General features: G+C 74.4%; 21 protein-coding genes and 1 pseudogene. 13 read left to right on the top strand and 9 right to left on the bottom strand.

Annotated features, from left to right (window positions below; translation table 11 throughout):
* Positions 1–57 precede the first annotated feature (57 nt).
* Complete coding sequence (locus ACFXAM_RS16695) at positions 58–2,184, bottom strand: NPCBM/NEW2 domain-containing protein (protein ID WP_380291782.1); 2,127 nt, start codon at positions 2,182–2,184, stop codon at positions 58–60.
* Between the two features lie 121 nt (positions 2,185–2,305).
* Complete coding sequence (locus tag ACFXAM_RS16690; RefSeq protein ID WP_380291780.1) at positions 2,306–4,432, bottom strand: RICIN domain-containing protein; 2,127 nt, start codon at positions 4,430–4,432, stop codon at positions 2,306–2,308.
* 236 nt (positions 4,433–4,668) lie between these two features.
* Between ACFXAM_RS16690 and ACFXAM_RS16685 the strand changes: the two genes are divergently transcribed.
* Genes ACFXAM_RS16685 through ACFXAM_RS16675 form a run of 3 tightly spaced genes read left to right on the top strand, consistent with a single transcriptional unit; the run spans position 4,669 to position 8,364 of the window.
* Positions 4,669–5,709, top strand: coding sequence for a substrate-binding domain-containing protein (locus ACFXAM_RS16685; protein ID WP_380291778.1), 1,041 nt, complete (start codon positions 4,669–4,671; stop codon positions 5,707–5,709).
* On the top strand, positions 5,702–7,297 hold the full coding sequence (locus ACFXAM_RS16680; RefSeq protein WP_380291776.1) for a sugar ABC transporter ATP-binding protein: 1,596 nt from the start codon (positions 5,702–5,704) through the stop codon (positions 7,295–7,297). Before ACFXAM_RS16685 ends, ACFXAM_RS16680 begins: the two co-directional genes overlap by 8 nt.
* Positions 7,294–8,364, top strand: a complete 1,071-nt coding sequence (locus ACFXAM_RS16675; RefSeq protein WP_380291774.1) for an ABC transporter permease — start codon at positions 7,294–7,296, stop codon at positions 8,362–8,364. The genes ACFXAM_RS16680 and ACFXAM_RS16675 overlap by 4 nt, the downstream gene beginning before the upstream one ends.
* A gap of 104 nt (positions 8,365–8,468) precedes the next feature.
* Here the strand turns inward: ACFXAM_RS16675 and ACFXAM_RS16670 are convergent, their stop codons facing one another.
* On the bottom strand, positions 8,469–8,741 hold the full coding sequence (locus ACFXAM_RS16670) for a hypothetical protein (RefSeq protein WP_380291772.1): 273 nt from the start codon (positions 8,739–8,741) through the stop codon (positions 8,469–8,471).
* A 413-nt stretch (positions 8,742–9,154) separates the two neighbouring features.
* Between ACFXAM_RS16670 and ACFXAM_RS16665 the strand changes: the two genes are divergently transcribed.
* Positions 9,155–9,499 (top strand): hypothetical protein, encoded by a 345-nt coding sequence (locus ACFXAM_RS16665; protein ID WP_380291770.1) that lies wholly within the window; start codon positions 9,155–9,157, stop codon positions 9,497–9,499.
* A gap of 95 nt (positions 9,500–9,594) precedes the next feature.
* Here ACFXAM_RS16665 and ACFXAM_RS16660 read toward each other — a convergent pair.
* From ACFXAM_RS16660 to ACFXAM_RS16650, 3 genes and pseudogenes are all read right to left on the bottom strand, one after another.
* Positions 9,595–9,987: pseudogene (locus ACFXAM_RS16660) on the bottom strand (caspase family protein); the annotation flags it as partial.
* A gap of 76 nt (positions 9,988–10,063) precedes the next feature.
* Positions 10,064–10,429: a hypothetical protein gene (locus ACFXAM_RS16655; protein WP_380291768.1), complete on the bottom strand. Its 366-nt coding sequence runs from the start codon at positions 10,427–10,429 to the stop codon at positions 10,064–10,066.
* Between the two features lie 119 nt (positions 10,430–10,548).
* Complete coding sequence (locus ACFXAM_RS16650) at positions 10,549–11,319, bottom strand: DeoR/GlpR family DNA-binding transcription regulator (RefSeq protein ID WP_380291824.1); 771 nt, start codon at positions 11,317–11,319, stop codon at positions 10,549–10,551.
* A gap of 198 nt (positions 11,320–11,517) precedes the next feature.
* Here ACFXAM_RS16650 and ACFXAM_RS16645 point away from each other — a divergent pair, with 198 nt between their 5' ends.
* The gene (locus ACFXAM_RS16645; RefSeq protein ID WP_380291766.1) at positions 11,518–12,111 is read left to right on the top strand and encodes a pyridoxamine 5'-phosphate oxidase family protein; all 594 of its coding nucleotides are present in this window, start codon (positions 11,518–11,520) and stop codon (positions 12,109–12,111) included.
* Positions 12,112–12,314: 203 nt separating this feature from the next.
* Here ACFXAM_RS16645 and ACFXAM_RS16640 read toward each other — a convergent pair whose 3' ends face one another.
* A complete protein-coding gene (locus ACFXAM_RS16640; protein WP_380291764.1) occupies positions 12,315–12,707 on the bottom strand; it encodes a transglycosylase family protein in 393 nt (130 codons plus the stop codon).
* Positions 12,708–13,297: 590 nt separating this feature from the next.
* On the opposite strand from ACFXAM_RS16640, the gene ACFXAM_RS16635 reads away from it, so the two are divergent.
* The gene (locus ACFXAM_RS16635; protein WP_380291823.1) at positions 13,298–13,711 is read left to right on the top strand and encodes a universal stress protein; all 414 of its coding nucleotides are present in this window, start codon (positions 13,298–13,300) and stop codon (positions 13,709–13,711) included.
* Between the two features lie 124 nt (positions 13,712–13,835).
* Here ACFXAM_RS16635 and ACFXAM_RS16630 read toward each other — a convergent pair whose 3' ends face one another.
* A complete protein-coding gene (locus tag ACFXAM_RS16630) occupies positions 13,836–14,123 on the bottom strand; it encodes a chaplin family protein (RefSeq protein WP_380291762.1) in 288 nt (95 codons plus the stop codon).
* A gap of 328 nt (positions 14,124–14,451) precedes the next feature.
* Here ACFXAM_RS16630 and ACFXAM_RS16625 point away from each other — a divergent pair, with 328 nt between their 5' ends.
* The 7 genes from ACFXAM_RS16625 to ACFXAM_RS16595 all read left to right on the top strand — a co-directional run bounded on the left by ACFXAM_RS16625 (position 14,452) and on the right by ACFXAM_RS16595 (position 22,477).
* On the top strand, positions 14,452–14,739 hold the full coding sequence (locus tag ACFXAM_RS16625; RefSeq protein WP_380291760.1) for a hypothetical protein: 288 nt from the start codon (positions 14,452–14,454) through the stop codon (positions 14,737–14,739).
* Positions 14,740–15,009: 270 nt separating this feature from the next.
* Positions 15,010–16,362, top strand: coding sequence for a PLP-dependent aminotransferase family protein (locus ACFXAM_RS16620; protein ID WP_380291821.1), 1,353 nt, complete (start codon positions 15,010–15,012; stop codon positions 16,360–16,362).
* Between the two features lie 191 nt (positions 16,363–16,553).
* Entirely contained in the window at positions 16,554–17,063 is a 510-nt protein-coding gene (locus tag ACFXAM_RS16615; protein ID WP_380291758.1) for a hypothetical protein, read from the top strand.
* Positions 17,064–17,210: 147 nt separating this feature from the next.
* Entirely contained in the window at positions 17,211–18,071 is an 861-nt protein-coding gene (locus ACFXAM_RS16610; RefSeq protein WP_380291756.1) for a DUF1963 domain-containing protein, read from the top strand.
* A gap of 82 nt (positions 18,072–18,153) precedes the next feature.
* A complete protein-coding gene (locus tag ACFXAM_RS16605; protein ID WP_380291754.1) occupies positions 18,154–19,209 on the top strand; it encodes a hypothetical protein in 1,056 nt (351 codons plus the stop codon).
* Between the two features lie 70 nt (positions 19,210–19,279).
* Positions 19,280–20,623 carry a KamA family radical SAM protein gene (locus ACFXAM_RS16600; RefSeq protein ID WP_380291752.1) on the top strand — a complete coding sequence of 448 codons (1,344 nt, stop codon included), beginning with the start codon at positions 19,280–19,282 and terminating at the stop codon, positions 20,621–20,623.
* 441 nt (positions 20,624–21,064) lie between these two features.
* The gene (locus ACFXAM_RS16595) at positions 21,065–22,477 is read left to right on the top strand and encodes a family 2B encapsulin nanocompartment shell protein (RefSeq protein ID WP_380291750.1); all 1,413 of its coding nucleotides are present in this window, start codon (positions 21,065–21,067) and stop codon (positions 22,475–22,477) included.
* 564 nt (positions 22,478–23,041) lie between these two features.
* Here ACFXAM_RS16595 and ACFXAM_RS16590 read toward each other — a convergent pair.
* Positions 23,042–23,290, bottom strand: a 249-nt coding sequence (locus tag ACFXAM_RS16590) for a hypothetical protein (RefSeq protein ID WP_380291748.1), incomplete at its 5' end; no start/stop codon positions are given.

Raw genomic sequence — 23,290 nt, 5'->3', positions numbered from 1 at the left:
GACCATCCGGCACCGCGCCCGCCCCGGCCGCCCGCAGCCGGCCGGCCGTTCAGCCGGTCAGCAGGTGAGCACCGGCGCCGCCCAGTCGGCGTGGTCGCTGTTGGTGCCGTCACCGCCGTCCGTCACCACCAGCCGCAGCTCGTTGGCCCCGGCCAGCGCCCCGGTGAGGTGCCCCACCCCGGAGGCGGCGGTCATCCGCCCGCTGTCGGCGACCTTGGTGTCGTCGGCGTAGATCTGGAAGGAGACCGAGCCCCGGCCCTGCGCCTCGGCGTCCACGCCCACATCGGTGCTGAGCGCGGAGCAGGAGCCGCCGAGGTAGTAGACGATCTCGCTGAACGCGTTCACGCCCAGGCCCTTGGCGTACGTGGTGGTCCCGATGGTGATCGCGGAACCGTCACGGGCCTGGTTGCCCCCGTTGCTCATGTCCCGCTCGACCGGGCCCCAGCTGTTCCCGGCGGCGGACCAGGCGAGGTCGGACAGCTGGTGCGTCCCGGCGGCCGGGCCGCTGCCGCAGGCGATCCGGACGTTCGCCCAGTCGGCGTGGTCCCAACTGGTGCCGTCACCGCCGTCGGTGACCACCAGGCGCAGCTCCTGGGCCCCGGTGAGGTCGGCGGTGAGCCGCTTCGCCGCGTCCCGGCCGGTGACCGGTCCGCTGTCGGCGGCCTTCACACCGTCGGCGTAGACCTGGAACGCCACCGAGCCGTTGCCGTACGCGTCGTCGTCGATCCCGACGTCGGTGACCAGGTTGCGGCAGGTGCCGCCCAGGTGGAAGCCGATCTCGCTGGGGGCGTGCACCCCCAGGCCGTAGGGGTACGCGACGCCGCGGACGGTGATGGTCGTCCCGTCGCCGGCCAGGTGGTCGCCGTTGCTGCGGTCGCGCTCCACCGGACCCCAGTAGTTGGAGACGGAGGTGAACGGAAGGTCGCTCAGCCGGGTCACCCCGGTGGGCGGGGCGACCGGCGAGCCCGGGGTGACCCGGAACATCGCCGTGCCGTGCCCCGGCACGACGGCGCTGATCGCCCCGCCACTGGTCGTGCTCTGCTTGGTCCACAGGTCCTTGACCGTGTACGACGCGGCGCCGCCGATACCGACGGCCTGCGCGGTGGTGCTGATGGTGGCGTCGTAGGAGCCCTCGTTGGTGAGGGTCACCGAACGGCTGCCGTCCGCCAGCGGCTTGCTCATCACCACCAGCCCGTTCTCCCGGGAGACCACGGCGCCCTGCCGGCCCAGCGGGTCCTGGTCCACCGCGATGACGTCCTTGTTGGTCAGGATCTCCAGCGTCTCCGGCTCCGCGGTGCGCAGATCGGTGCCGATCATCAGCGGGGCGGCCATCTGCGCCCAGAGGCTGAAGTGGGTCCGGTACTCGGTGCCGGTCATGCCGCCGTTGCCGACCTCCAGCATGTCCGGGTCGTTGAAGGCACCGGGCTTGGCGTAGTTGGCCAGGCCCTGGTTGGCCTGCGCGATGGAGATCATGCTCTGCCAGTTGTCGCTGATGTCACCGGTGGTGCGCCAGGAGTTGCCCACCGGCTGCGCCCAGTTCCACGGGCCGGTGCTGCCCCACTCGCAGATGCTGTAGAGGATCGGCCGTCCGGTCCGCTTCAGTGCCTCGCCCATGGTCCGGTACCGGGTCTGCGCATCGGCGCCCTGGTTGTGGCAGTTGTCGTACTTCAGGTAGTCGACGCCCCAGGACGCCCACAGATCCGCGTCCTGCTGTTCGTGGCCGAGACCACCGGGGAAGCCCTTGACGTCGCAGGTGTGGTCGCCGGCGCTGGAGTAGATGCCGAACTTCAGCCCCTTGCCGTGCACGTAGTCGGCGAGCGCCTTGATGCCGTGCGGGAAACGGACCGGGTCGGGCACCAGGTTGCCGGCCCCGTCGCGCTGGGGCAGCGCCCAGCAGTCGTCGAGGTTGATGTACTGGTAGCCGGCGGCCTTGAGCCCCTTGTCGACGAAGAGGTCGGCGATGCCCCTGATCATCGCCTCGTTGAACTGGTCCCCGCAGTAGGTGGAGTTCCAGTTGTTGAAGCCCATCTGCGGGGTGAGGTTGAGCCCGTTGTCGAGGGCCGCGGCCGGTGGTGCGGTGGCGAGTTGGAGCCCCACGGTGAGGGCGCCGCCGCCGGTCGCCAGGGTGAGCGCGGTCAGTGCGGCCGCGAGGCGGCGGCCCGGCCGGGCGGGTGGGATGCGCAAGAGTCCTCCAGGTGAGGGAACCGAAAGGCGGGTGCGGGAACCGAAAGGGCGGGCCGGGGGAGTCGGCCCGGTTCGGAAGTCGGAAGTCGGGGGCCGGGGGCGGGGCCGGGGCCCCGGCCGGTCAGTTGAGCAGCGTCCAGGCCTGGCCCGCGGCGGCCGGGGTCGGTGTGCTCAGCACGACCGCCGAGGTCGACGCGGCCTGCGGGGCGTCCAGGGCCAGCCCGGTGGCGACGTTGGTGATGGTCAGCGCGCCGGTGGCGGTGTTCTGCAGCACCCGCCACTTCTGGTGCGGGCTGTCGGGGTCCCAGCGGTTGAGCACCCAGGCGGCCGAGCCGGTCCCGTTGCCGCCGGTCAGCGTGCCGTGGACCTGGGTGGGCGTGTCGCAGTTGTCGGTGATGCGCACGGTGCCGTCGGGGTTGGGGGTGAACTTCCACTGCTCCGAGGTGTGCCAGTCCCACCAGGTGTTGATGTCGGTGGTCGAGCCGTCCGGCGCGGCGCACATGCCCCGTACCTCCAGGGCCTGCCCGCCGGTGCCGCCCGCGGCGATGCCGTGGTAGCGGCCGTCGCCGACGACCGCGGACGGGACGGTGGTGGGCAGCGCCCTGAGGCGGTAGAACGCGACGCCGTGCGCCGGCACCCAGGAGCCGACGGCGCCGGTGAAGACGCCGGTGGCGCCCGTCCAGAGGTCCTTGACCGTGTAGCCGGGCTCCGTCAGCCCGAGGTCGGTGAGCGTCCTGGTGATGTACTGCCAGCCGGACGGGTCCTGGTTGACCAGCAGGACGGCGGTGTCGCCGTCGGCGAGCCGGCGCTTGAGCACGACCGGTGCGGTGGCGGCGGCGGGCGGGGCGCCGACCAGGGTGGCCGGCTTGCCGAGGCGGTCCTGGTTCACCGCGATGACGTCGGCGTTCTTGTACATCGCCAGGGCGGTGTCACTGACACCGGTGCTCCAGGTGACGCCCCGGTCGGTGTGCCGGGAGTCGGCCGCGGTGCGCAGGTCGGCGCCGAGGATGAACGGGGAGGCCATCATCGCGACGATCGACAGCTCGCTGCGCGCCTCGTCGTCGGTCATCGGCTTGTGGCAGAGGCAGTTGTCGGTGGTGCCGTAGACGCCGTAGGGGGACAGCCAGCCCGCGAACAGCATGTCCATGTCGTTCCAGCTGCCCGGTCGGACGTTGCCCGGGTACGCCAGGGCGGTCCGCAGCTGACCGTTGTAGAGCACGCCGTCCAGGTCGGGGCCGCGGTCGCCGCCGATCCGGCACAGGTTGGCGACCTGGCCGCACCACTTCCCGGTCGGCGCGTAGCCGGGCGCCTCACGCTCGGGGGTGCCGGCGGCGACGACGACCGGGTCGGTGCGGGCCGGGTCGTCGGCCGCCAGCAGGTACGGGACGCCGGTGTGCACGGGCTGGGCGGAGACGCTCAGGGTGACCCGGGGCCGGTTCTGCGCGGCGGAGGCGGAGTCCAGGGCCCGGCGGAAGTCCTGGGCGCGGGCGTAGAGGGAGCGGGTGAGCTCCCGGCCGGTGCCCTGGGTGTAGTAGTCGTGGCCGTCGGGGCCGATGATCCTCGGTCCGTAGGGGCAGTCGTCGTACTTGACGTAGTCGACGCCCCAGGCCACGAAGTCGGCGGCGTCGGTGCTCTCGTGGCCCAGGCTGCCGGGGCGCCCCTGGCAGGTGGTGTAGGTGGTGGTGGCGTAGAGGCCGAACCTCATGCCCTTGCTGTGCGCGTACCAGGACAGGTAGGCGATGCCGTTGAGCGTGCGGCCGTCGACGGTGCGGGAGGGGAAGCGTGCCGGGTCGGGCACCAGGTGCCCGCTGGTGGGGTCGAGGCCGCTGCCGTCGGTGCCGCTGACGGGGTTGCGGTCGGCGTCGTAGAGCTGCATGGCGCCTTCGGGCGTCTTGGCGAAGTCGGCGCTCTGGTCGTCGCGGTGGCCCAGTGACCAGCCGTCGTCGACGGTCACGGTGTCGTAGCCGGCCGCGACCAGGCCGCGGGCGACCATGAAGTCGATGGTCTGGACGACCTGCTCCTGGGTGACGGCGGTGCCGAGGGTGTTCCAGGAGTTCCAGCCCATGGGCGGGGTGAGGGCCTGTCCGTTCTCGACGGTGACGGCCGCGGGGGCGGGCGCCGGGGCGGCCGTGGGGGCGGCCGTGGCGGGAGCGGCCGCGGGGCCGAGGGCGAGCGTGCCGAGACCGGACGCGGCAAGGGTCAGTGCGAGCAGGGTGCGGGACGCGAAGCGGGGCGCGGTTCTGCGCATGGGCGCTCCAGGGGGCGCGGGTGGGGGCGCATGAGGTTCGCTGGTGAAGGGGTTTCGCGATGGTGCTTTCTGTCTCTTTTTCAAACAGAAAGCAACGCAGCATAGCCAGGGCCGGAGTCGACACTCAAGAGGGCCTTTCGCTGCCAAGGGGCTTGACGATCCGTCAGGGTGGAGTGTGATATTTCACATCGCGTTGAAATCTGTTCGGTTCTGCTTGATGAGGAGTGGTCCCCTCCATGACCAGAAGCACCAGCCGCCGCGCCGCGGCAGGCTCCCTCCTGCTGGCGCTCGGCCTGACCGCGGCGTGCTCCGACGGGCAGGAGACGATCACCGGCAACGCCTCGGTGGCGCCCGTCGGCGGCAAGATCTCGATCACCTACCTGCAGAAGCAGGGGGACCAGGAGTACTTCATCGGCGAGGCCGCCGGCGCCCGGGCCAAGGCCGCCGAACTCGGGGTCGACCTCAAGGTGGTGAACCTCGGCAACGACGCCAACAAGACGGTCAGCGAGGTCCAGGCGGCGGTCGCCCGCAAGGCCGGCGGCGTGATCGTCGTCGTCCCCGACCCGGCCGTCGGACCACAGGTCGTGCGCACCCTCCGGGACGCCGGGATCGCCCTGCTCACCTCCGACGACCAGGTCTGCGCCACCGGACCCGACCCGGCCGCCTGCGCCAAGGCCGACCTGGTGCCGCGGATCGGCTTCAGCGGAGCCCAGATGGGTGCCGAGGTCGGCCGCCGCGCCGCCGAGGAGTACGCCCGGGCCGGCTGGACCGCGGCCGACACCCGGGTCCTGTCGGCCTGGAAGCAGGACGTCACCGTCTGCGGGGACCGCGTCAAGGCGGCCAAGGAGGCCTTCGACGCGGCCGCCCCCGGCGTCCGGACCATCGACGTCGCCACCGACAACACCCCGACCGGCGCACAGGACAAGGTCGCCGCGACCGTCACCGCCAACGCGGGCGTCAAGCACTGGGTGGTGTGGGGCTGCAACGACGAGAACGTGCACGGCGGCGTCACCGCGCTGCAGAACGCCGGCGTCGGCGCGGACGACGTGATCGGCGTCGGCCTCGGGGCCTACCTCGCCTGCAAGGACTGGGGCGCGGGCAAGCCGACCGGGATGAGGGCCGCGCTGTTCATCAACGGCAGGGAGGTCGGCGCGCTCGCCGTCCAGGCCATGTACGACAAGCTCAGGAGCGGCAAGGAGCTCCCGGCCGAGCTGTTCGCGCGCGCCACCATGGTCGACGCCGCCACCTGGCAGGGCGCGGGAGTCACCTGTGGCTGACCGGGCCGCCGAGGGGCCGTCCGCCGAGGGACCGTCCGCCGAGGGACCGCCGGTCGGCACCGGCGTCCTGGCCGTCACCAAGTCCTTCGGCGCCGTCCGGGCCCTGAGCGGCGTCACCCTCGACTTCCCCCGCGGCACGGTCACCGCGCTGATGGGCGAGAACGGCGCCGGCAAGTCCACCCTGCTGAAGATCCTCACCGGTGACCACCGGCCCACCGAGGGCCGCGTCCTGCTCGACGGCCGCCCCGTCGACCTGCGCTCCCCGGCCCAGGCCCGCGCCCTCGGCATCCGCCTCGTCCCGCAGGAACCCGAGATCGTCCCGCACGTCCCGGTCGCCGAGAACGTCTACGCCGGCGCCCTCCCCACCCGCCGGGGCCGCCGGCTGGACCGCGCCGCCCTGCGCGCCCGGATCACCGCCGACCTGGACCGGCTCGGCTTCACCGGCCTGCTCGACCCCGACCTCCCCGGCTCCCGGCTCACCGCCGCCCAGCGCCAACTCGTCGAGATCATGCGGGCGCTGACCGGCGAGGCCAAGCTGATCGCCTTCGACGAGCCCACCTCCTCGCTGTCCGAGCACGAGGCCGACACCCTCTTCGCGCTCATCGGCCGGCTGCGCGCCCAGGGCATCGCGGTCGTCTACGTCTCGCACCGGATGCGGGAGATCCTCCGCCTCGCCGACCGGATCGCCGTCCTGCGCGACGGCGAGCTGGCCGGCGTCCAGGACGCGCGCGACACCACCGAGGGCGAGCTCGTCCGGCAGATGGTCGGCCGTGACCTCTCCGCCCTGGCGCTGCGCGCCGAGGTCGCCACCGACCGCGTCGTGCTGCGGGCCCGCGGCCTCACCACCGACCACGTCCGCGACGTCGACCTCACCGTCCGGGCGGGGGAGGTGGTCGGTCTGGCCGGGCTGATCGGCGCCGGGCGCTCGGAGCTCGCCCTCGCGCTCGCCGGGGACCTGCCGGTCCGCTCCGGCACCGTCACCCTCGACGGGCAGCCGCTGCCCGCCGGCAGCCCCGGCCGGGTGATCCGGGCCGGCCTCGGCCTCGCCCCCGAGGAGCGGCGCACCCAGGCCCTCTTCCTGGAGCGCTCGATCCGCGACAACACCTCCATCGCCGTCCTGGAACGGCTGCGCCGCGGGCGCTTCGTGCGGCGCGCGGCCGAACGCGAGCTGGTCCGCGCCCACACCCGGCGGCTGCGGGTGCGCGCCCCGTCGATCGAGCACGAGGTCGGCAAGCTCTCCGGCGGCAACCAGCAGAAGGTGGTGCTCGCCCGCTGGCTGGCCCGCCGGCCCAAGCTGCTGATCCTCGACGAACCGACCCGCGGCATCGACGTCGGCGCCAAGGCCGAGATCCACCGGATCATCTCCGACCTGGCCGAGGAGGGGGTCGCCCTGCTGGTGATCTCCTCCGAACTGCCCGAGCTGCTGAGCCTGGCCGACCGGATCGTCGTGCTGCAGAACGGGCGGATCACCGGCGAGCTCGACCGCGCCGACGCCACCGAGGAGGCCGTCCTGCAGCTCGCCATGGCCGACGACATCACCGCGGCCGGTGCCACCGCCCGCCCGACCACCCCGGGAGCACCCTCATGAGCAGCGCCACCACCCCGCCCGCCGTCGGCCGGTCCGGTCCCGGCGGGGTCACCGGCGGGGGCGGCACCGGCCGCGCGCCGCGCGGGCGCGGCCGCCCGCTCGCCCTGCTCACCGGCATCGGCGGCCAGAACCTCAGCCTGCTCGGCGCCCTCGCGCTCGTCCTCACCGTCTTCGGCCTGCTCGACGACCACTACCTCGGCTGGACCAACATCCGGGTGATCGCCGAGGCCGCGACCATCACCGGCCTGCTCGCCGTCGTCCAGACCGTGGTGATCATCTGCGGCGGCCTGGACATCTCGGTCGGCTCGCAGGCCGGTCTGGCCTCCGTGGTCAGCGCCATGGCCTTCACCTCGGCCGGGTCGAACGCCCTGCTCGGGACGGCCGCGGCGGTCGCCGTCGGCATCCTCGTCGGCACCGTCAACGGCCTGGTCATCGTCCGGGGCCGGGTCAACGCGACCATCGCCACCCTGGCCGGCCTCGCCGCCTACAAGGGCATCGCCCAACTCCTCTCGGACGGCCGGGCGCAGGGCTACGTCCTCGGCGACCCGGTGTTCGTCCTCCTCGGACGCGGCCGGATCGCCGGGCTGCCGGTGATGGTCTGGATCCTGGTCCTCGTCGCGCTCGCCGTGCACGTCCTGCTCACCTTCACCGACCTCGGCCGCAACCTCTACGCGATCGGCGGCAACGACACCGCCGCCCGGCTGGCCGGCATCGCGATCAACAAGTACCTGGTCGCCGTCTACGCCCTCGTCGGCGCGGTCGCCGCGATCGCCGGCATCCTGCTCACCGCCCGCACCGGCTCCGGCCAGCCGGTCTCCGGCAGCGAGGGCCTGGAGCTCAAGGCGATCACCGCCGCGGCCCTCGGCGGCTGCGCGCTCAAGGGCGGCCGGGGCGGCATCGGCGGCACCCTGCTGGCCGTCGCCCTGCTCGGCGCCCTGGAGAACGGGCTCACCGTCCAGGGGGTCAACGCCTTCTGGCAGAACGTCGCCCAGGGCTCGCTCCTGGTGGTCGCGGTGGTCGTCCAGCAGTCCCGCTCCGGCGACCGCGCGATCGGCCTGCCGGGCTGAGGCGTACCGGGCCGAGGCGCGCCGGGCCGAGGCGTGCCGTGTGGCTCGGGACGGAGCGGTGGCTCGGCCCGGGACCGGGAGACCGGCCGTCCGCGGCCCGCCCGTCAGGAGAGCGTCGCGGCGAGCAGGGCGACGTTGCCGCCGCCGTACTCGTGGGCCATGGTGAGCCGGATGTCGAGGAGCTGGGCCACGTCGCCGGGGCGGTAGCCGAGGGTGTAGACGAGGTAGTAGTTCGCGTTGAGCCGGTTCGGCTCGATGTCGGCGTAGTCGGTGAAGGAGAGGAGGTCGCTGCCGCGGAAGGTGACGGTGCAGCGCAGGGCGGCCTGGTGGTACCCGGCGTACAGGCGCAGCGTCCGGACGCCCGTGCCGCCGGGCACCAGCAGCTGGAAGCCCGCGCCGGGCCCGCCCTCGTAGACGGCGGACCGGGCGCCGCGGGCGGAGGCGTACGGGGCTCCCGTCGTGCCAGGCGAAGGAGACGGGCTGCTCGGCGTCGTGGATCCGGACGGCGGGGTCGGTGCCGAGGGTGGCGAAGTTTCCGATCAGGAAAGCGTCGCTGCGGCGCACGACGCAGTACGGGTTGAAGGTGCACCGGGCGACGGCGTTCTGCGGGAAGCGTTCGGTGGCGGTGTCGTCGGACGGCAGGTAGCCCCACTGCGCCCAGTCCAGGGTGCCTTCGGCGGAGAGGTCCACGTCGGCGGAGGTGATCGAGGTGCGCGAGCCGGACAGCGTGGCCACCAGCGCGGTGTCCGTGCCGCCCCCCGGGTCGTCCGGCAGTTGCAGGTAGACCGTGGTGGCGACGAGCGTCGCCGCCACCAGGGCCGCGAGCCACCCCAGCCGGGTACGGCGCCGTCGTGGCGGCACCGGGTCGGCGGGCGGCGCGGGCGGTGCGGGAGGTGCCGTCGCGGCGGCGTTGCGGGCGAAGACGAACTCGCCCGCGGACCCGCTCATGATGGCGGTCGGCGAGGGCTTCTCGTCGCGCAGCAGCCGCTCCCGCAGCAGCCGCAGGAGCAGGTCGACGGTCAGCACCTCCGGCCCGCCCGCGACCCCCTCCTCGACGATCTCGGCCAGGCAGCGGGTGAACACGGTGTGCGGGCGCCCGTCCTCGGAGCGCTCCTCGAACCGTGCGCTCTCGTAGGGCCCGGCGGCGCCGATCAGCGCGCCGCCCGGGGTGCGGGCGAGGCCGATGAGGTGGTCGCCGGGGGACAGCCGCCCGTCGGGGGAGACGGCGAGCCCGGCGTGGCAGCAGTCCAGCAGCACGATCGTGGTGGTGGCACGGCTCGCCCGGAGCGCGTGGCGGACGGCGGAGTACGGCAGGCTGGTGGTGGCCCGCCGGTCCGCGTCGTCCCGGGTGCCGGGCAGCGCCAGGCACAGTTCGTCCCGGTCGTCGGCCTGGCCGTGCCCGACGTAGTAGAACAGGGCGGTGTCGTCGGCCCCCTGGAACAGCTCGACCAGCCGGTCGGGCAGGTTGACCCCCGGGGGCACGTCCGCCAGCACCGCCACCCGGTCCTCCGGCCAGCCGCACAGCTCGCCGGTGAGCAGCCGGCGCATCCGGTCGAGGCTGTGCGCGGCGGCCGGGACCGGCCGCAGGTGCTGGTAGGCGGCGGTGCCGACGAGGACGGCCATCGAGCGCGCGTGGTCACGGACCGGGCCTGCGCCCGGCTCGCCGACCGGGCCTCTGACCGGCTCGCCGGTCGGACGTTCACTCACCGAGCAGGCGCTCCAGCAGCGGCATGACCTCGTCGACGTTCTCCGCGTGCAGGGTGACGGTGCGCCCGTCCCGGACGATCTCCACCCGGAGGCCGGAGCGGCGCGAGCGGATGAAGTCGGGGAGCACCCGGATCGCCGCGACGATGCCCGAGGCCCCGCCCAGGACCGTCAGCACGTCCAGGACGCCCTGCTCGCCGGGCCCGGGGACGCCGGGCCGCCGGGCGACCTCGACCTCCGCCGGACCATGGGTCAACCACCGCTCCAGTGCGGAGAGCTGGGAAGGATCCGAGAGCACGATGTCGATGCTCCCGGGCACCGTCCCACCGTGCTCGGACGTCGCGGACGATTCGGAACTCATGGCACCCCCCACGGCCGGCGCCCCCGCCGGACAGCCGACAGTGTGGCAGAACCGCACCCCTCGGGGAGCGGTGTTCGCCGCGAAATCCCGGCCCGGACAAGGGTCGTGCCCGCCCGGCCTCAGTCCGTCGGGACCGGTGCGACGACCAACTCCCCGACGGTCTCCGCCAGGGTGGTGCGGGCCTGGGCGTCCAGGCCCGCGTCGGTGACGAAGACGTCGATCTCGTCGAGCGCGGCGAACCCGCTGAGCGCGACCACGCCCCACTTGGTGTGGTCGGCCACCACGGCGACCCGGCGCGCGGCGGCGATCAGCGCCCGGTTGGTCTGCGCCTCCGCGAGGTTGGGCGTGGTCAGACCGGCCCTCTCGCCGACCCCGTGGGCCCCGAGGATCAGCAGGTCGACGTGGAGCGAGCGGATCGCCTGGTCGGCCAGCGGGCCGACCAGCGCCGCCGACGGGGTGGGCGAGCCACCGGTCAGCAGCAGCGTGGGCGCGCCCGCGGTGGTCTGCTCGCCGGTCGAACGGACCAGGTCCGCGACCGGCAGCGAGTTGGTGACGACGGTCAGGCGCGGGACGTGCAGCAGCCGGGCGGCGACCGCGTACGCCGTGGTGCCCGCCGCGACGGCGACCACGCTGCCGGGCTCGACCAGGGTGGCCGCGGCCTCCGCCACGGCGGCCTTGGCGGCCGACTCCAGCGCCGACTTCGCCTCGAACCCCGGTTCGTCGACGGCCGTGCCCGAGGCGGAGACGGCTCCGCCGTGCACCTTCTTCACCACGCCCGAGCGCTCCAGGGCGTCGAGGTCTCGGCGCACCGTCATGTCGGAGACGCCCAACTGCTCGACCAGTTCGGCGACGCGCACGGCCCCGCTGCGGCGCACCATCTCGGCGATCATCGCCTGTCGCTGATGGGCCAGCAGCCCGCTGTCGGCCAAGGCCCCACTCCCTCACACTGGTACGCCCCAGGACCGGGCGGTCCGCGAGTCCGTCAAGGATACTGTCCGGTCGTCCGCGGCCGGCCGCCGAGGCGCGGTGGCCGTCCCGGATGCTGGAAACCGATTTCCGGCCCGGCCACCCGGAGGCACAATCACCCCATGGGAAAGACCTACGAGAAGATCGACGACCGCCTGCGCGCGTTCATCGAGGCCCAGCCCGTCTTCTTCGTCGCGACCGCACCGCTCGCCGCCGACGGGCACGTCAACGTCTCGCCCAAGGGCCGTTCCGGGACGCTCGCCGTGCTCGACGAACGCACCCTCGCCTACCTGGACTTCGGCGGCTCGGGGGCGGAGACGGTGGCCCACGTGCGGGAGAACGGGCGGATCACCCTGATGTGGTGCGCCTTCGAGGGCCCGCCGAAGATCCTGCGGGTGCACGGGCAGGGGGTGGCGGTGTTCCGTGACGACCCGCGCTTCCCCGGGCTGCTCGCCCGCTTCGACCCGGCCGTGGACGGGCCCTCGCTGCGGGCGATCGTCCTGGTGGAGGCCGAGCGGGTCGGCGACTCCTGCGGCTACGCGGTCCCGCTGATGGACTACCGCGAGGACCGGGGCCTGCACGCGGAGTACTTCGGGCGGAAGACGGAGGAGGAGTTCAGCAGCTACTGCGAGCGCAAGGAGGACGTGGCCACCAGCCTCGACGGCCTGCCGGCGATCCCGCTGCCGCTCCCCGCCCGCCCCGGACCCGCCGGCTGAGCGGACCGGACCCACGTCCGTCCGCACCGGACGCGACATCCGCGCACGTCGCGTCCGCGCACATCGCACATCGCACGTCGCGTCCGCGCACATCGCGCGCCCGCACAACGCACGACGCCGCTGGACTCCGACCGGCCCTTCGCGGGCCCGGCCGGGTGCAGCGGCGTCGTCGTGCTGCCCCCGGGGAGGGGGCGGAGCGGTCCTTACTTGGTCAGACCGGCCTTGACGGAGCAGACCGGCCAGGCGCCGGGGCCCTGAGCGGCGAGGACCTTCTCGCCGACGGCGATCTGCTGCGCCTTGGTGGCCTGGTGGGCCTGCGGGGCGTAGGCGGTGCCACCGAAGGCGGCCCAGGTGCTGGAGGTGAACTGCAGGCCGCCGTAGAAGCCGTTGCCCGAGTTGATGGCCCAGTTGCCGGTGGCCTCGCACGCGGCGACCTTGTCCCACACGGAGACCGGGGCGGCGGAGGCGCTGTTGGCCGCGACGAGGCCGGCCACCGGCAGGGCGGTGAGCGCCCCGGCCATCAGAGCCATCCGGACGCGGTTGCGACGCTTGGTGGCGGTGGTGGTGGCAGCGGTGGTCTCGTTACGGAAGGTCATGGGTTTCCTTTCGGAGAGGGTGTGCGAGCGCGCGGAACCAGGCCCTCGGAAGGCCGTCGGTTTCGGGGACACGTCGCTCGCGTGGTCGTGCACCGTGGTCGCTCCGGGGCGGTGAGGCCCTGGTGAGCGGCTTGCTCGGTGCAACGCATTCGAAGTTACGGGGGCTGGGGGGCCGTTTCAAGGAATCGCAGGTTTAGCCACGTCAGAGCGGGGTTACCGGTCGTAAGGATCAAGAAAATGGGTGGATTTGAAGGCAAATGTCCCGATTTTCAAGATCAAACCTCTGCGGAAAGTGGCCTGGGCCACGTTCGGGGCCCTGTGAGGCCGCGCACACGGTCGACGGCGGGTGACGGCCGCTCGCCGCGCCGTGCACGAAACCGGCCGTCCGGCGGACCGGCGTCCGCGGTCCGGGTGGCCCCGGCCACAGGCCTCACCCGTCGTGCCCCTGCGGTCACCCACCGTGTCCGGCATAGCCTCGGCGCATGAGCAACGAGAGCGATGCGGAGCGGGACGAGGCGGCCTTCGACGCCGGGGAGCCGGGTGCGGCGGTCGCCCCGGCCGGGTTCGAGCTGGGGACCGACGGCCCCAGGATGATCCTCGCGGGCCTGGACGGCTCGGACTCCTCCTGGCGTGCCACGGCCTTCGCGGCCGGGCTCGCCCGGCGGCAGAACGCCACCCTGGCGATCGCCTACATCCAGCCGGTGCTGGGCGCGGCCACCGCCCTGGCCGGCGCGGCCGTCGAGGAGACCACCCGGGAGATCGTCGAGGAGCTGCTCATCGCGCTTCGCGAGGCCGAGCACCGGCTGCGCGACGTGTGGCGGGTGGACTGGCGGTTCCTGACCGTGCGCGGCGACCCGTACACCGGGCTGGCGCGGTTGGCGGACGAGCTGCGGGCCGACGGCGTGGTGGTCGGCGCCTCCGAGCAGGCCGGACACCGGGTGATCGGCTCGGTCGCGGTGCGGCTGGTCAAGGCGGGCCGCTGGCCGGTCACGGTGGTCCCGTAGCGGCCGGGAGCGGAGCGGCGGGACGAGGAGAGGGCTGCGGCCCCGGGGGATTCCCGGGACCGCAGCCCTGGTGCGGTGCGGAGGGGGTGCCGGCGTCCGGCGCCGGCACGCGGGCGGGCGTCGGTCAGAGGATCGAGAGGCCGTTGCCGCAGACGTTGATCGGGATGCTGATCGGGATCTGGATCTGGTTGCCGGACAGCACCCCCGGCGAGTTGGCCACCACGCCGCTCGCGTAGGCGCCGCCCTCGTTGATACAGGTGGTGCCACCGCCCTGGAAGGACGTGGGGGACTGGTGCGCGGGGGCGTGGTGCCCGGGCTCGTCGCAGTCGCCCGCGAGGGCGGGGCCGGCGGACAGGACGGCCAGCGCGGCGCTGAGACCGGCGGCGAGCAGGTACTTCCTGGTGTTGGTCATGCCGAAGGAATAGCCAGCCGACACGCTGAGGACGACACAATCCGACCACAGGACCACCCGATCGCAGTCGCAGCCGCACCCCGATGCAGGAACGCCGCCACCCGCGCGGCGCACCCGCCTGGCGCAATCGCCCCGCCCGCCCCCGCCCGCCCCCGGTCACCCGGCCCGCCGTCCCGGCCGGGATCCGGGGCAGGGGCGGGACCCCGGCCCCGTGCGCCCGGGACCGCCGCTCCCCGACGCTCGATGCACGGCGCACGGCGCACGGTCCGGACCGCGTCCCCCGGCCCCGGCCGCCCCGCCGCCACCACCGCGCGAACGGGAGACCCGCATGTACGCACACTGGGGCACCTTCACCAAGAACGACACCCTCTCCGACTGCCTCGGCCTGGCCCAGAGCGCGCTCCTGCGCCAGGGCTTCCAGATCTGGGACGGCGCGGCCGATGGCGACTACCAGGTGATCGGCGGCACCGCCGACGTCATCGCCACGGTCGTCTGCGTCCCGCAGGCCGGGAACATCTGGCTGAGCGTCAGCGCCTACTCCACCGACTCGGCGCTCGCCGAACGCACCCGCAACGACGTGCGGTCGTTCATCGTCGAATCGGTCCGCATCGACTGAGCGGGCGGCCGGTGGCGGCGCACGAACCGGAGGTCCCGGGCCGGCGGACCCGGCCCGGGGCCCCGTACGGACCCGGCGATAGGGTGCATGACCATGACGGACACCCCGGTCGATCCGCCCCGGACACCCCGGACACCCCGCCGCCCCGCCGGGCCGGCGGACGGACCGGCCGGCGGGAGCGCCACCGCCGCCACCCGCTCCGGCGCGGACCCGTCCGGCACCGATCTGCACCTCGACCTGCCCGCCGCCGGCAGCCGCCGCTCCGCCCTGATGGCCGCCCTGCGCGAGGCGATCCGCAGCGGCCGGCTCGCCCCCGGCACCCGGCTGCCGCCCTACCGCACCCTCGCCGCCGACCTCGGCATCGCCCGCAACACCGCGGCCGACGCCTACGCCGAACTGGTCGCCGAAGGCTGGCTCACCGCCCGCCAGGGCTCGGGCACCGCCGTCGCCGACCGGGCCGAACCCGCGCCCGCCGGCCGCGCCCGGCGCTCCTCCCGGCCGCCGAGCCCCGTCCACGACCTGCGGCAGGGCCGGCCCGACGCGGCCGCCTTCCCGCGCACCGCCTGGCTCGCCGCCGGGCGCCGGGCGCTCACCGCCGCGCCCGGCGAGGCGTTCGGGCCCGGTGACCCGCAGGGCCGGGGCGAACTGCGCCGGGCCCTCGCCGACTACCTCGCCCGGGCCCGCGGGGTGCGCACCGACCCGGAGCGGATCGTGATCTGCTCCGGCTTCGCCCACGCGCTGCGGCTGCTGTTCGACGGCCCGCGCGCGGTGCTCCCCGCCAGGAGCGCCGGCCCGCTCGCCGTCGAGGGCTACGGGCTGGCCTTCCACCGCGGCCTGCTGGCCTCCGCCGGGGTCACCGGGGTCCCGCTGCCGCTCGACGAACACGGCGCCCGGGTCGGCGCGCTGGCGCAGCACCGGGAGGTTCGCACGGTGCTCCTCACCCCCGCCCACCAGTTCCCCACCGGGGGGCCGCTGCACGCGGGCCGCCGGGCGGCGGTGGTCGACTGGGCGCGCGGCCGCGGCGGGCTCGTGCTGGAGGACGACTACGACGGCGAGTTCCGCTACGACCGGCAGCCGGTCGGCGCGCTGCAGGGCCTGGACCCGGAGCGGGTGGTCTACCTCGGGACGGCCAGCAAGAGCCTCAGCCCGGCGCTGCGGCTCGGCTGGATGGTGCTGCCCGACCACCTGGTGGACCGGGTGCTCGCGGTCAAGGGGGAGCGCGAGGGCTGGGCGAGTGCGCTGGACCAGCTGACCCTGGCGGAGTTCATCGACTCGGGCGGCTACGACCGGCACGTGCGGCGGATGCGCCGCCGCTACCGCGACCGTCGCGACCGGCTGGTCGGCGCCCTGGCCGAGCGGGCCCCGCACGTCGAGGTCACCGGGATCGCGGCCGGACTGCACGCGGTGCTCCGCCTCGCGCCCGGCACCGAGCGCTCGGCGCTCGCGGCGGCCGCCCACCGGGGGCTGGCCGTGGACGGCCTGGCGGACTTCCGGCACCCGCAGCTGGCGCCGGAGGCGATGCCGGTGACGGACGGCCTGGTGGTCGGCTACGCGACCCCGCCCGACCACGCCTACCCGGCGGCGCTGGAGGCGCTCTGCGCGGTCCTGCGGCCGCCGCTCTGACGGTCCGCCGTCCCCCGGCTGAGATGCGGGCGGAAGCGGGACGGGCGGCGTGGAGGGTAGGGCTCCGGTCGCCCGGCGGCGGGGGAACCGGAAGGTAATGGCCCCGGCGTCCGCTCGCCGGTCATCCGCCGGTACGGACCGGTGCGGAGGCCGCCACCGGCGCCGGGACGGTCCCCCTACGCTCCCTGGTCATGCGCACATCACTGCTGAGCCGCTCCGGCCTCTCCGCCGTCCTCGCCCTCCTCGTCGCCCTGCTGCTGTCGGCCACGCCCGCCCACGCGGGCACCCCGGTGCTCGCCGTCTCCGTCGACCGGGCGACCGCCACCCCGGGCTCCGACGTCACCCTGACGCTCACCCTGACCAACCCGCACGACACCGCCGCCCAGTTCGTCTACGAGTCCATCCAGCCGACCTACACCACCACCCTGAACACCGGCCTGAAGTACGCCTTCTCCGCCTGCGGCGGCAACGTCACCAGCTGTGACACGGGGGCCACCAGCGGTCTGGTCCACCACTCCGTGCCGGTCGCGGCCGGCGCCACCACCACGGTCACCCTGACCTACTCCATCGGCGCCGACTCGGTCTGCGGCAACGGCGCGCGGATCGACTTCTACACCTACCTCTACTACGAGTACGCGAACGGCACGGCCAGCGACTCCGGCATCTTCCAGGTCCCCGGCAACGAGGTCGTCTGCTCCTGACGCCCGACGCCCCCTCCCGCCCATGACCCCCCGTCAGGTGCCGGTCGCCCCCGTAGCGGCACCTGACGGGGCCCTCGCCGTTCCCGGCGCCGTCGCGGCGGCTGCCGCCGGCCGGGCGTTGTCGGACCCTCGTGTCAGGCTTGGCGCATGGCCGAACTCGTGACCACCGACACTCGTGCGACCGCCCCCGGTGAGGACGTGCCGCCGATACCCGGCGAGGTCGCGGAGCTGATCCGCGCCCGGGCCGGCGAGCAGCTGGCGCCCCTGGTGCACGGGCTGTTCCGCTCCTCCCTGGTCCTCGACCCCGTGCCCGGCGGGGACGGCGCGGACCCTGGGGGCGGCACGGAGGGCGCGGACGGCCGGGCCGCCGGGAGCGCCGGACGGCTCGGCGGGCTGCCCGCACTGCCCGGGGGCACGGACTGGCCGGAGTTCTCCGGCCGCCCGATGCAGCTGCTCGCCCAGCTGGACTGCGCCGCACTCGCGGAGGCCCACGGGACCACCGGAGCGGACAGCGGGCCGGACAGCGGCGGCTGGCCGCTGCCCGCCGACGGACTGCTGCTCTTCTTCCACGACGAATGGCTCGCCGACTTCACCGGACGCGGCTGCCGCGTCCTGCACGTGCCCGCCGGTGCGCCGCCGCGCCCCGCGCCGGCCGTCGAGCGGGGCACGCCCGCCGTCCCGGCCGTGCCGGTCCGGGCCGCCCGGGCGCTGTCCGCGCCGTCCTACCAGGACCGCGAGCTGGAGCGGCTGTTCCCCGACGACTTCCTGGTCGCCCTCGACCTCGCCCAGGACCTCGCCGAGCACCTGCCCCGCCCCGCGGTCCGGCTGCTCGGCTGGTGCGACACCGACACCGGCCGCCCCGAGGGCCACCGCCCGCTGCTGCAGATCGACAGCGGCGTGCTGGCCGCCGACTGGGGCGAGTGCGTCAACGTCTCCTTCTGGATCACCGACGAGGACCTCGCGGCCGGCCGCTTCGACGAGGTCCGGCACGGCTTCGAGATCGCCTGACAGGCGGGGGCCCGGACCGGGGACCTACTGTGGAGACAGGCCCGGGCGCGGCCGGAGCGCACGGCGGAGCGGTGGGACGGACGTGGCCCCGACGACAGAGCCGGACCCCGGGGGCCGGGCGGAGCCCGCGCCGAACGGGGCGGGTGACGGCGCCCCGCTGGCCGAGCTGATGCGCTCGATGCGCGACCACCCGGCGCGGATGCCGGAGCTGCTCGCCGTCTTCGGCGTGCGTCACCGCGGGCCGCGCGCCGCCCGCCGGGTGGCGGCGCTGCGGGAGGCCCACCCGGAGGCCCCGGAGAACGAGCTCGCCCGGCGGGTCGTCGACCACGCGCGGCGGGTCAGCCGGAGCGAGGGCGCGTTCGTCGCCGGCCCCTTCCTCTGGATGGCCCCGTTCGCCTTCTGCACCGCGCTGCTGGCCCAGGGGCAGATGCTGCTGGAGATCGCCGCCCTCACCGGCAAGGACCCCACCGCCCGGGAGCGCGCCCCCGAGCTGCTCGTCCTCCAGGGGGCCCATCCGGACCTCGCCGCCGCCGACCGGGCCCTCGCCGCCGGGCCGCCGCCCCGGAGCGGGCGGACCGGCCGGCTGCGGGGGTTCGGCACGCTGGTCTGGCGGATGGCCCGGCTGCTCGGCCTGACCAGCGAGGACGTCGTGCCGCCGCCGTCCCGCTGGCGGAGCGCGGGGGAGTGGGCGCTGCTCGCCCTGGTGCTCCTGATGGGCACCGTCGCCCCGCTGATCTGGCTCCCCTACATGGCGTTCTCCTACAACCGGGCCACCGACCGGCTGGCCGCCCGTGCGCTGGCCTTCCACTTCGGCGGGGAGCCGGCCGACTGGCCCGGCCCCGGCCGGGGCCGGACCGACGCCGGGATGGCGGCCGCCGCCGGCCGGGTCCTGCTGGCGCTGCTGGTCCCGGTCGCGGCGGTCGGGGTCCTGCTGATCGCCGACATCCGGCTCGCCGACAGCCGCTGGCCCGTCCTGGCCCTGGTGCTGATCGGCCTCGCGGTCGTGGTGAGCGGGCTGTGGTGGATCGCCCACCGGCACGAACTGCACCCGCCCGGGGACCGCCCCGAGAGCGGCCGGACGGGCCCGCCAGGCCCGCCGCCGACTCCCCCCGACTGGCCGTCGGGGAACGGAAGTTAGGCTGCCCGGAGGGCCGCAGGAGACGGCCGGGAGAAGGGTGACACGGGTGCGAACCGTACAAGACGAGGGCGTGAACGACGACCCCGCGGGCGGCCGGCGGCCGAAGCTGCGCGCGGTCCCCGGCCACCGGCTGGCCGGCCTGCCGCAGCTCGCCGGGGCGGGCGAACGGCTGCGGCACGAGATCGCGGTGGTCGCGGCCGTCCTGCCGTTCAAGGTGAACAACCACGTCCTGGAGGAGCTGATCGACTGGGGCCGCGTCCCCGACGACCCGATGTACCGGCTGACCTTCCCGCACCGGGACATGCTCCCGCCGGAGGTGTTCGACCGGATCTCCGCGCTGCTGACCGCCGGTGCCCCGCGCGAACGGCTGGCGGAGGCGGTCGCCGCCGCCCGGCGGGCGCTCAACCCGCACCCGGGCGGGCAGCTGGAGGAGAACATCCCCCGGCTCGACGGCCGCCCGGTCCCGGGCCTCCAGCACAAGTACCGGGAGACGGTGCTGCTGTTCCCCGCGCAGGGCCAGAGCTGCCACGCCTACTGCGGCTACTGCTTCCGCTGGGCGCAGTTCGTCGGCGAGCCGGACCTGCGGCAGAGCCTGCCGGGCCCGGCGACGGCGCTGGAGTACCTGCGCGCCCACCGCGAGGTCTCCGACGTGCTGATCACCGGGGGTGATCCGCTGATCATGTCCACCGCCCGGCTGGCCGGCTACGTCGAGCCGCTGCTCGGCCCCGGCACCGACCACCTGCGCACGATCCGGCTGGGCACCAAGGCGCTGGCCTGGTGGCCGCACCGCTTCACCACCGATCCGGACGCCGACGACCTGCTGCGCCTGTTCGAACGCGTGGTCGCCGCCGGCCGGCAGGTGGCGGTGATGGCGCACCTCAGCCATCCGCGCGAGCTGGCCGGGCGGGCGGTGCGGGAGGCCGTGGCGCGGATCCGGTCGACGGGGGCGGTGATCCGCGCCCAGGCGCCGCTGATCCGGCACGTCAACGACGATCCGGCGGTGTGGGCGGCGCTCTGGCGGGACATGGTGGGCCTGGGCATCGTGCCGTACTACCTGTTCGTCGAACGGGACACCGGGGCCAGTTCCTACTTCGAGGTGCCGCTGGCGCGGGCGGTGGGGATCCACCGGGACGCCGTGCGGCAGGTGTCCGGGCTGGAGCGGACGGCGCGCGGGCCGGTGATGTCGGCCGGACCGGGGAAGGTCTGCCTGGACGGGGTGGCCGAGATCGGCGGCGAGCGGGTCTTCGTCTGCCGCTTCCTGCAGGCCCGCGAGCCGGACCGGGTGGGCCTGCCCTTCTTCGCCCGGTACGACGAACGCGCCACCTGGTTCGACCAGTTGAGGCCCGCGTCGTTCGAGCGACGGCCCTGGTTCACCGCCGAGCCGTGGTTCGCGGAGGAGCCCGCGCTGGTCTGATCCGGACCCCTGACCCAGGCCTCACCGGCGGTCTGTTCGAATCCTGGACACATGTTCGACGGGCCTGCGCCCCACCGGTCGGGGGGCGGGCCCGCGCGCTCCTCCGTTCGAGTGGGGTGGATCGTTCCCGCGTCCGGGCGATTCGCATGCGCAGGAACATCCGGCCCTGGGGACTCGTGCCGCTCGGATTCAAACCTTCCGGTCGGAGAGATTCACCCTATCGGGGGGCGCTCGGCTGCGGTGCGGGGTTGCCGGGCCCTTGGTGATCTAGGGTTCCGGATGGATCGCCCGAGCGCGGCGCACCGCATCGCGAAGGCCGCCAAACCTCCCACCGATACGCGTATCTGATGATCCGTCCGAATCGATCACCGGCTGCCTCCGGCTGCCGCCGCTCGTCCGACGGGTCGGCGTGACCCGATCACACGAAGGAGAGACCTGCCGATGTCCGTGGAGACGACCACCCCGGAGACACCGCAGGTGGCCCAGCAGTCCAGCCTGACGACGGCCGCTGCCCGCAATCTTGCGACGACCACCAAGTCCGCACCGCAGATGCAGGAGATCACCTCCCGCTGGCTGCTCAAGGTGCTGCCCTGGGTGCAGGCCGCCGGTGGCGCCTACCGGGTCAACCGCCGCCTGACCTACACCGTCGGCGACGGCCGGGTCGAGTTCATCAAGACCGGTTCCGAGGTCCGGGTCATCCCGCAGGAGCTCGGCGAACTCGCCCTGCTGCGCGGCTTCGAGGACGAGGAGGTGCTCACCGCACTGGCCGACCGCTGCGAGCAGCGCGACTTCGGCCCGGGCGAGGTGCTCGCCGAGCGCGGCGAGGCCGCCGACCGCATCTACCTGATCGCCCACGGCAAGATCAACCAGATCGGCACCGGCAAGTACGGTGACGAGACGGTGGTCAGCGTGCTCGGCGACGGCGACCGCTTCGGCGAGCACGCGGTGCTCGACCCGTCCGCCGTCTGGGAGTTCACCGCCAAGACGGTGACCGCCGGCACCGTGCTGTCGCTGCCCCGCCGGGACTTCGAGCAGATCCGCGCCAACTCGCCCGCGCTGCAGGAGCACATCGAGGCCTTCCTCGCGCTGCCGCTCCAGGCCCAGAACGAGCGCGGCGAGGCCGAGATCGCCATGTCGGCCGGCCACCACGGCGAGTACCAGCTCCCCGGCGCCTTCGTGGACTACGAGCTCAAGCCGCGCGAGTACGAGCTGAGCGTCGCCCAGACGATCCTCAAGGTGCACACCAGGGTCGCCGACCTCTACAACCAGCCGATGAACCAGGTCGAGCACCAGCTGCGGCTGACCATCGAGGCCCTGCGCGAGCGCCAGGAGCACGAGCTCGTCAACAACCCGGAGTTCGGTCTGCTCAACAACGCCGACTTCGACCAGCGGATCCAGACCCACTCCGGCCCGCCCACCCCGGACGACCTGGACGAGCTGCTCAACCGCCGCCGCGACCCCGACTACCTGCTCGCCCACCCGCGGACCATCGCCGCGATCGGCCGCGAGCTGAACGCGCGCGGGCTCTACCCGCACCACGTCGACCTCGGCGGGCAGCAGGTGCCGGCGTGGCGCGGCGTCCCCATCCTGCCGTGCAACAAGATCCCGATCAGCAAGGAGAACACCAGCTCGATCCTGGTGATCCGTACCGGTGAGGACAACCAGGGCGTCATCGGCCTGCACCAGACCGGTATTCCGGACGAGTACCAGCCGAGCCTGTCGGTCCGCTTCATGGGCATCGACGAGAAGGCGATCATCTCCTACCTTGTGAGTGCCTACTACTCCGCCGCGATCCTGGTTCCGGACGCGGTGGGTGTGCTGGAGAACGTCGAGATCGCGCACGGGCGCCGCTGAGGCGCAGCCCGGGCGGGCCGTCCCCGGAGGGCCTGCCCGGGGCCGGGCGTAACCCGGTCCACCGCATGATCGTTTCACCGGATACCGGACGGCCCGCCCCTGCGGCGGGCCGTCCCGGTGTCGGCCCCCTTCCCGGCGCGGCCGACTCCCGCCGACACGAGAGGTGCACGGAGCCCATGCCGCAGCCCCAGCCGCCCCGCCGGATACCGATGGACGGGCCGTCGTGACCACGGACCCGCGCCCGGCGCCCGTCGCCGCCGGACGCGGTGCACCCGGCGGCCCCCGCGCGCGGCGGATCCGGCTGGCCGGCGCGGCCGCCGGGGTGGCCGCGCTCTGCGCGCTGGTGAGCGGCTCGGCCGCGGCCCGGCCCACGGCGGCCCAGCACGGGGGCGGGGGGCCGCACGGCCCGGTGGTCGGGACCTGCGTCCGGGCCGGGGCGGACGTCGCGGTGGGGGCCGGCCGGGGCGGCGTGGACGTCGGGGTGGACGTGGAGGTGGAGGTCGGCGTGGACGTCGACCTCTCCGGGATCCTGCACCACCCGCACCACCCACATCACCCGCATCATCACCACCCCTGCCCGTCACCGTCGCCGACTCCCAAGCCGACCCCCACGCCCACCCCGACACCCACTCCCACCCCGACGCCCCGGCCGACGCCCAGTCCCACCCCGACGCCCACCGTCACGCCGACACCGACGCCGACGCCCGCTCCGACGCCGACCGTCACGCCCACCCCCACGCCGGTGCCGACCCCGCCGCCGAGTCCGGCCCCGGTGCCTCCGGCTCCGCCCGCGCCGCCCACGCCTGTTTCGCC

Source organism: Kitasatospora sp. NPDC059462 (assembly GCF_042749955.1).
Lineage (GTDB): Bacteria > Actinomycetota > Actinomycetes > Streptomycetales > Streptomycetaceae > Kitasatospora.
The sequence above is the reverse complement of the archived record's forward strand: the minus strand, read 5'-3'. Positions and strand labels throughout refer to the sequence as shown.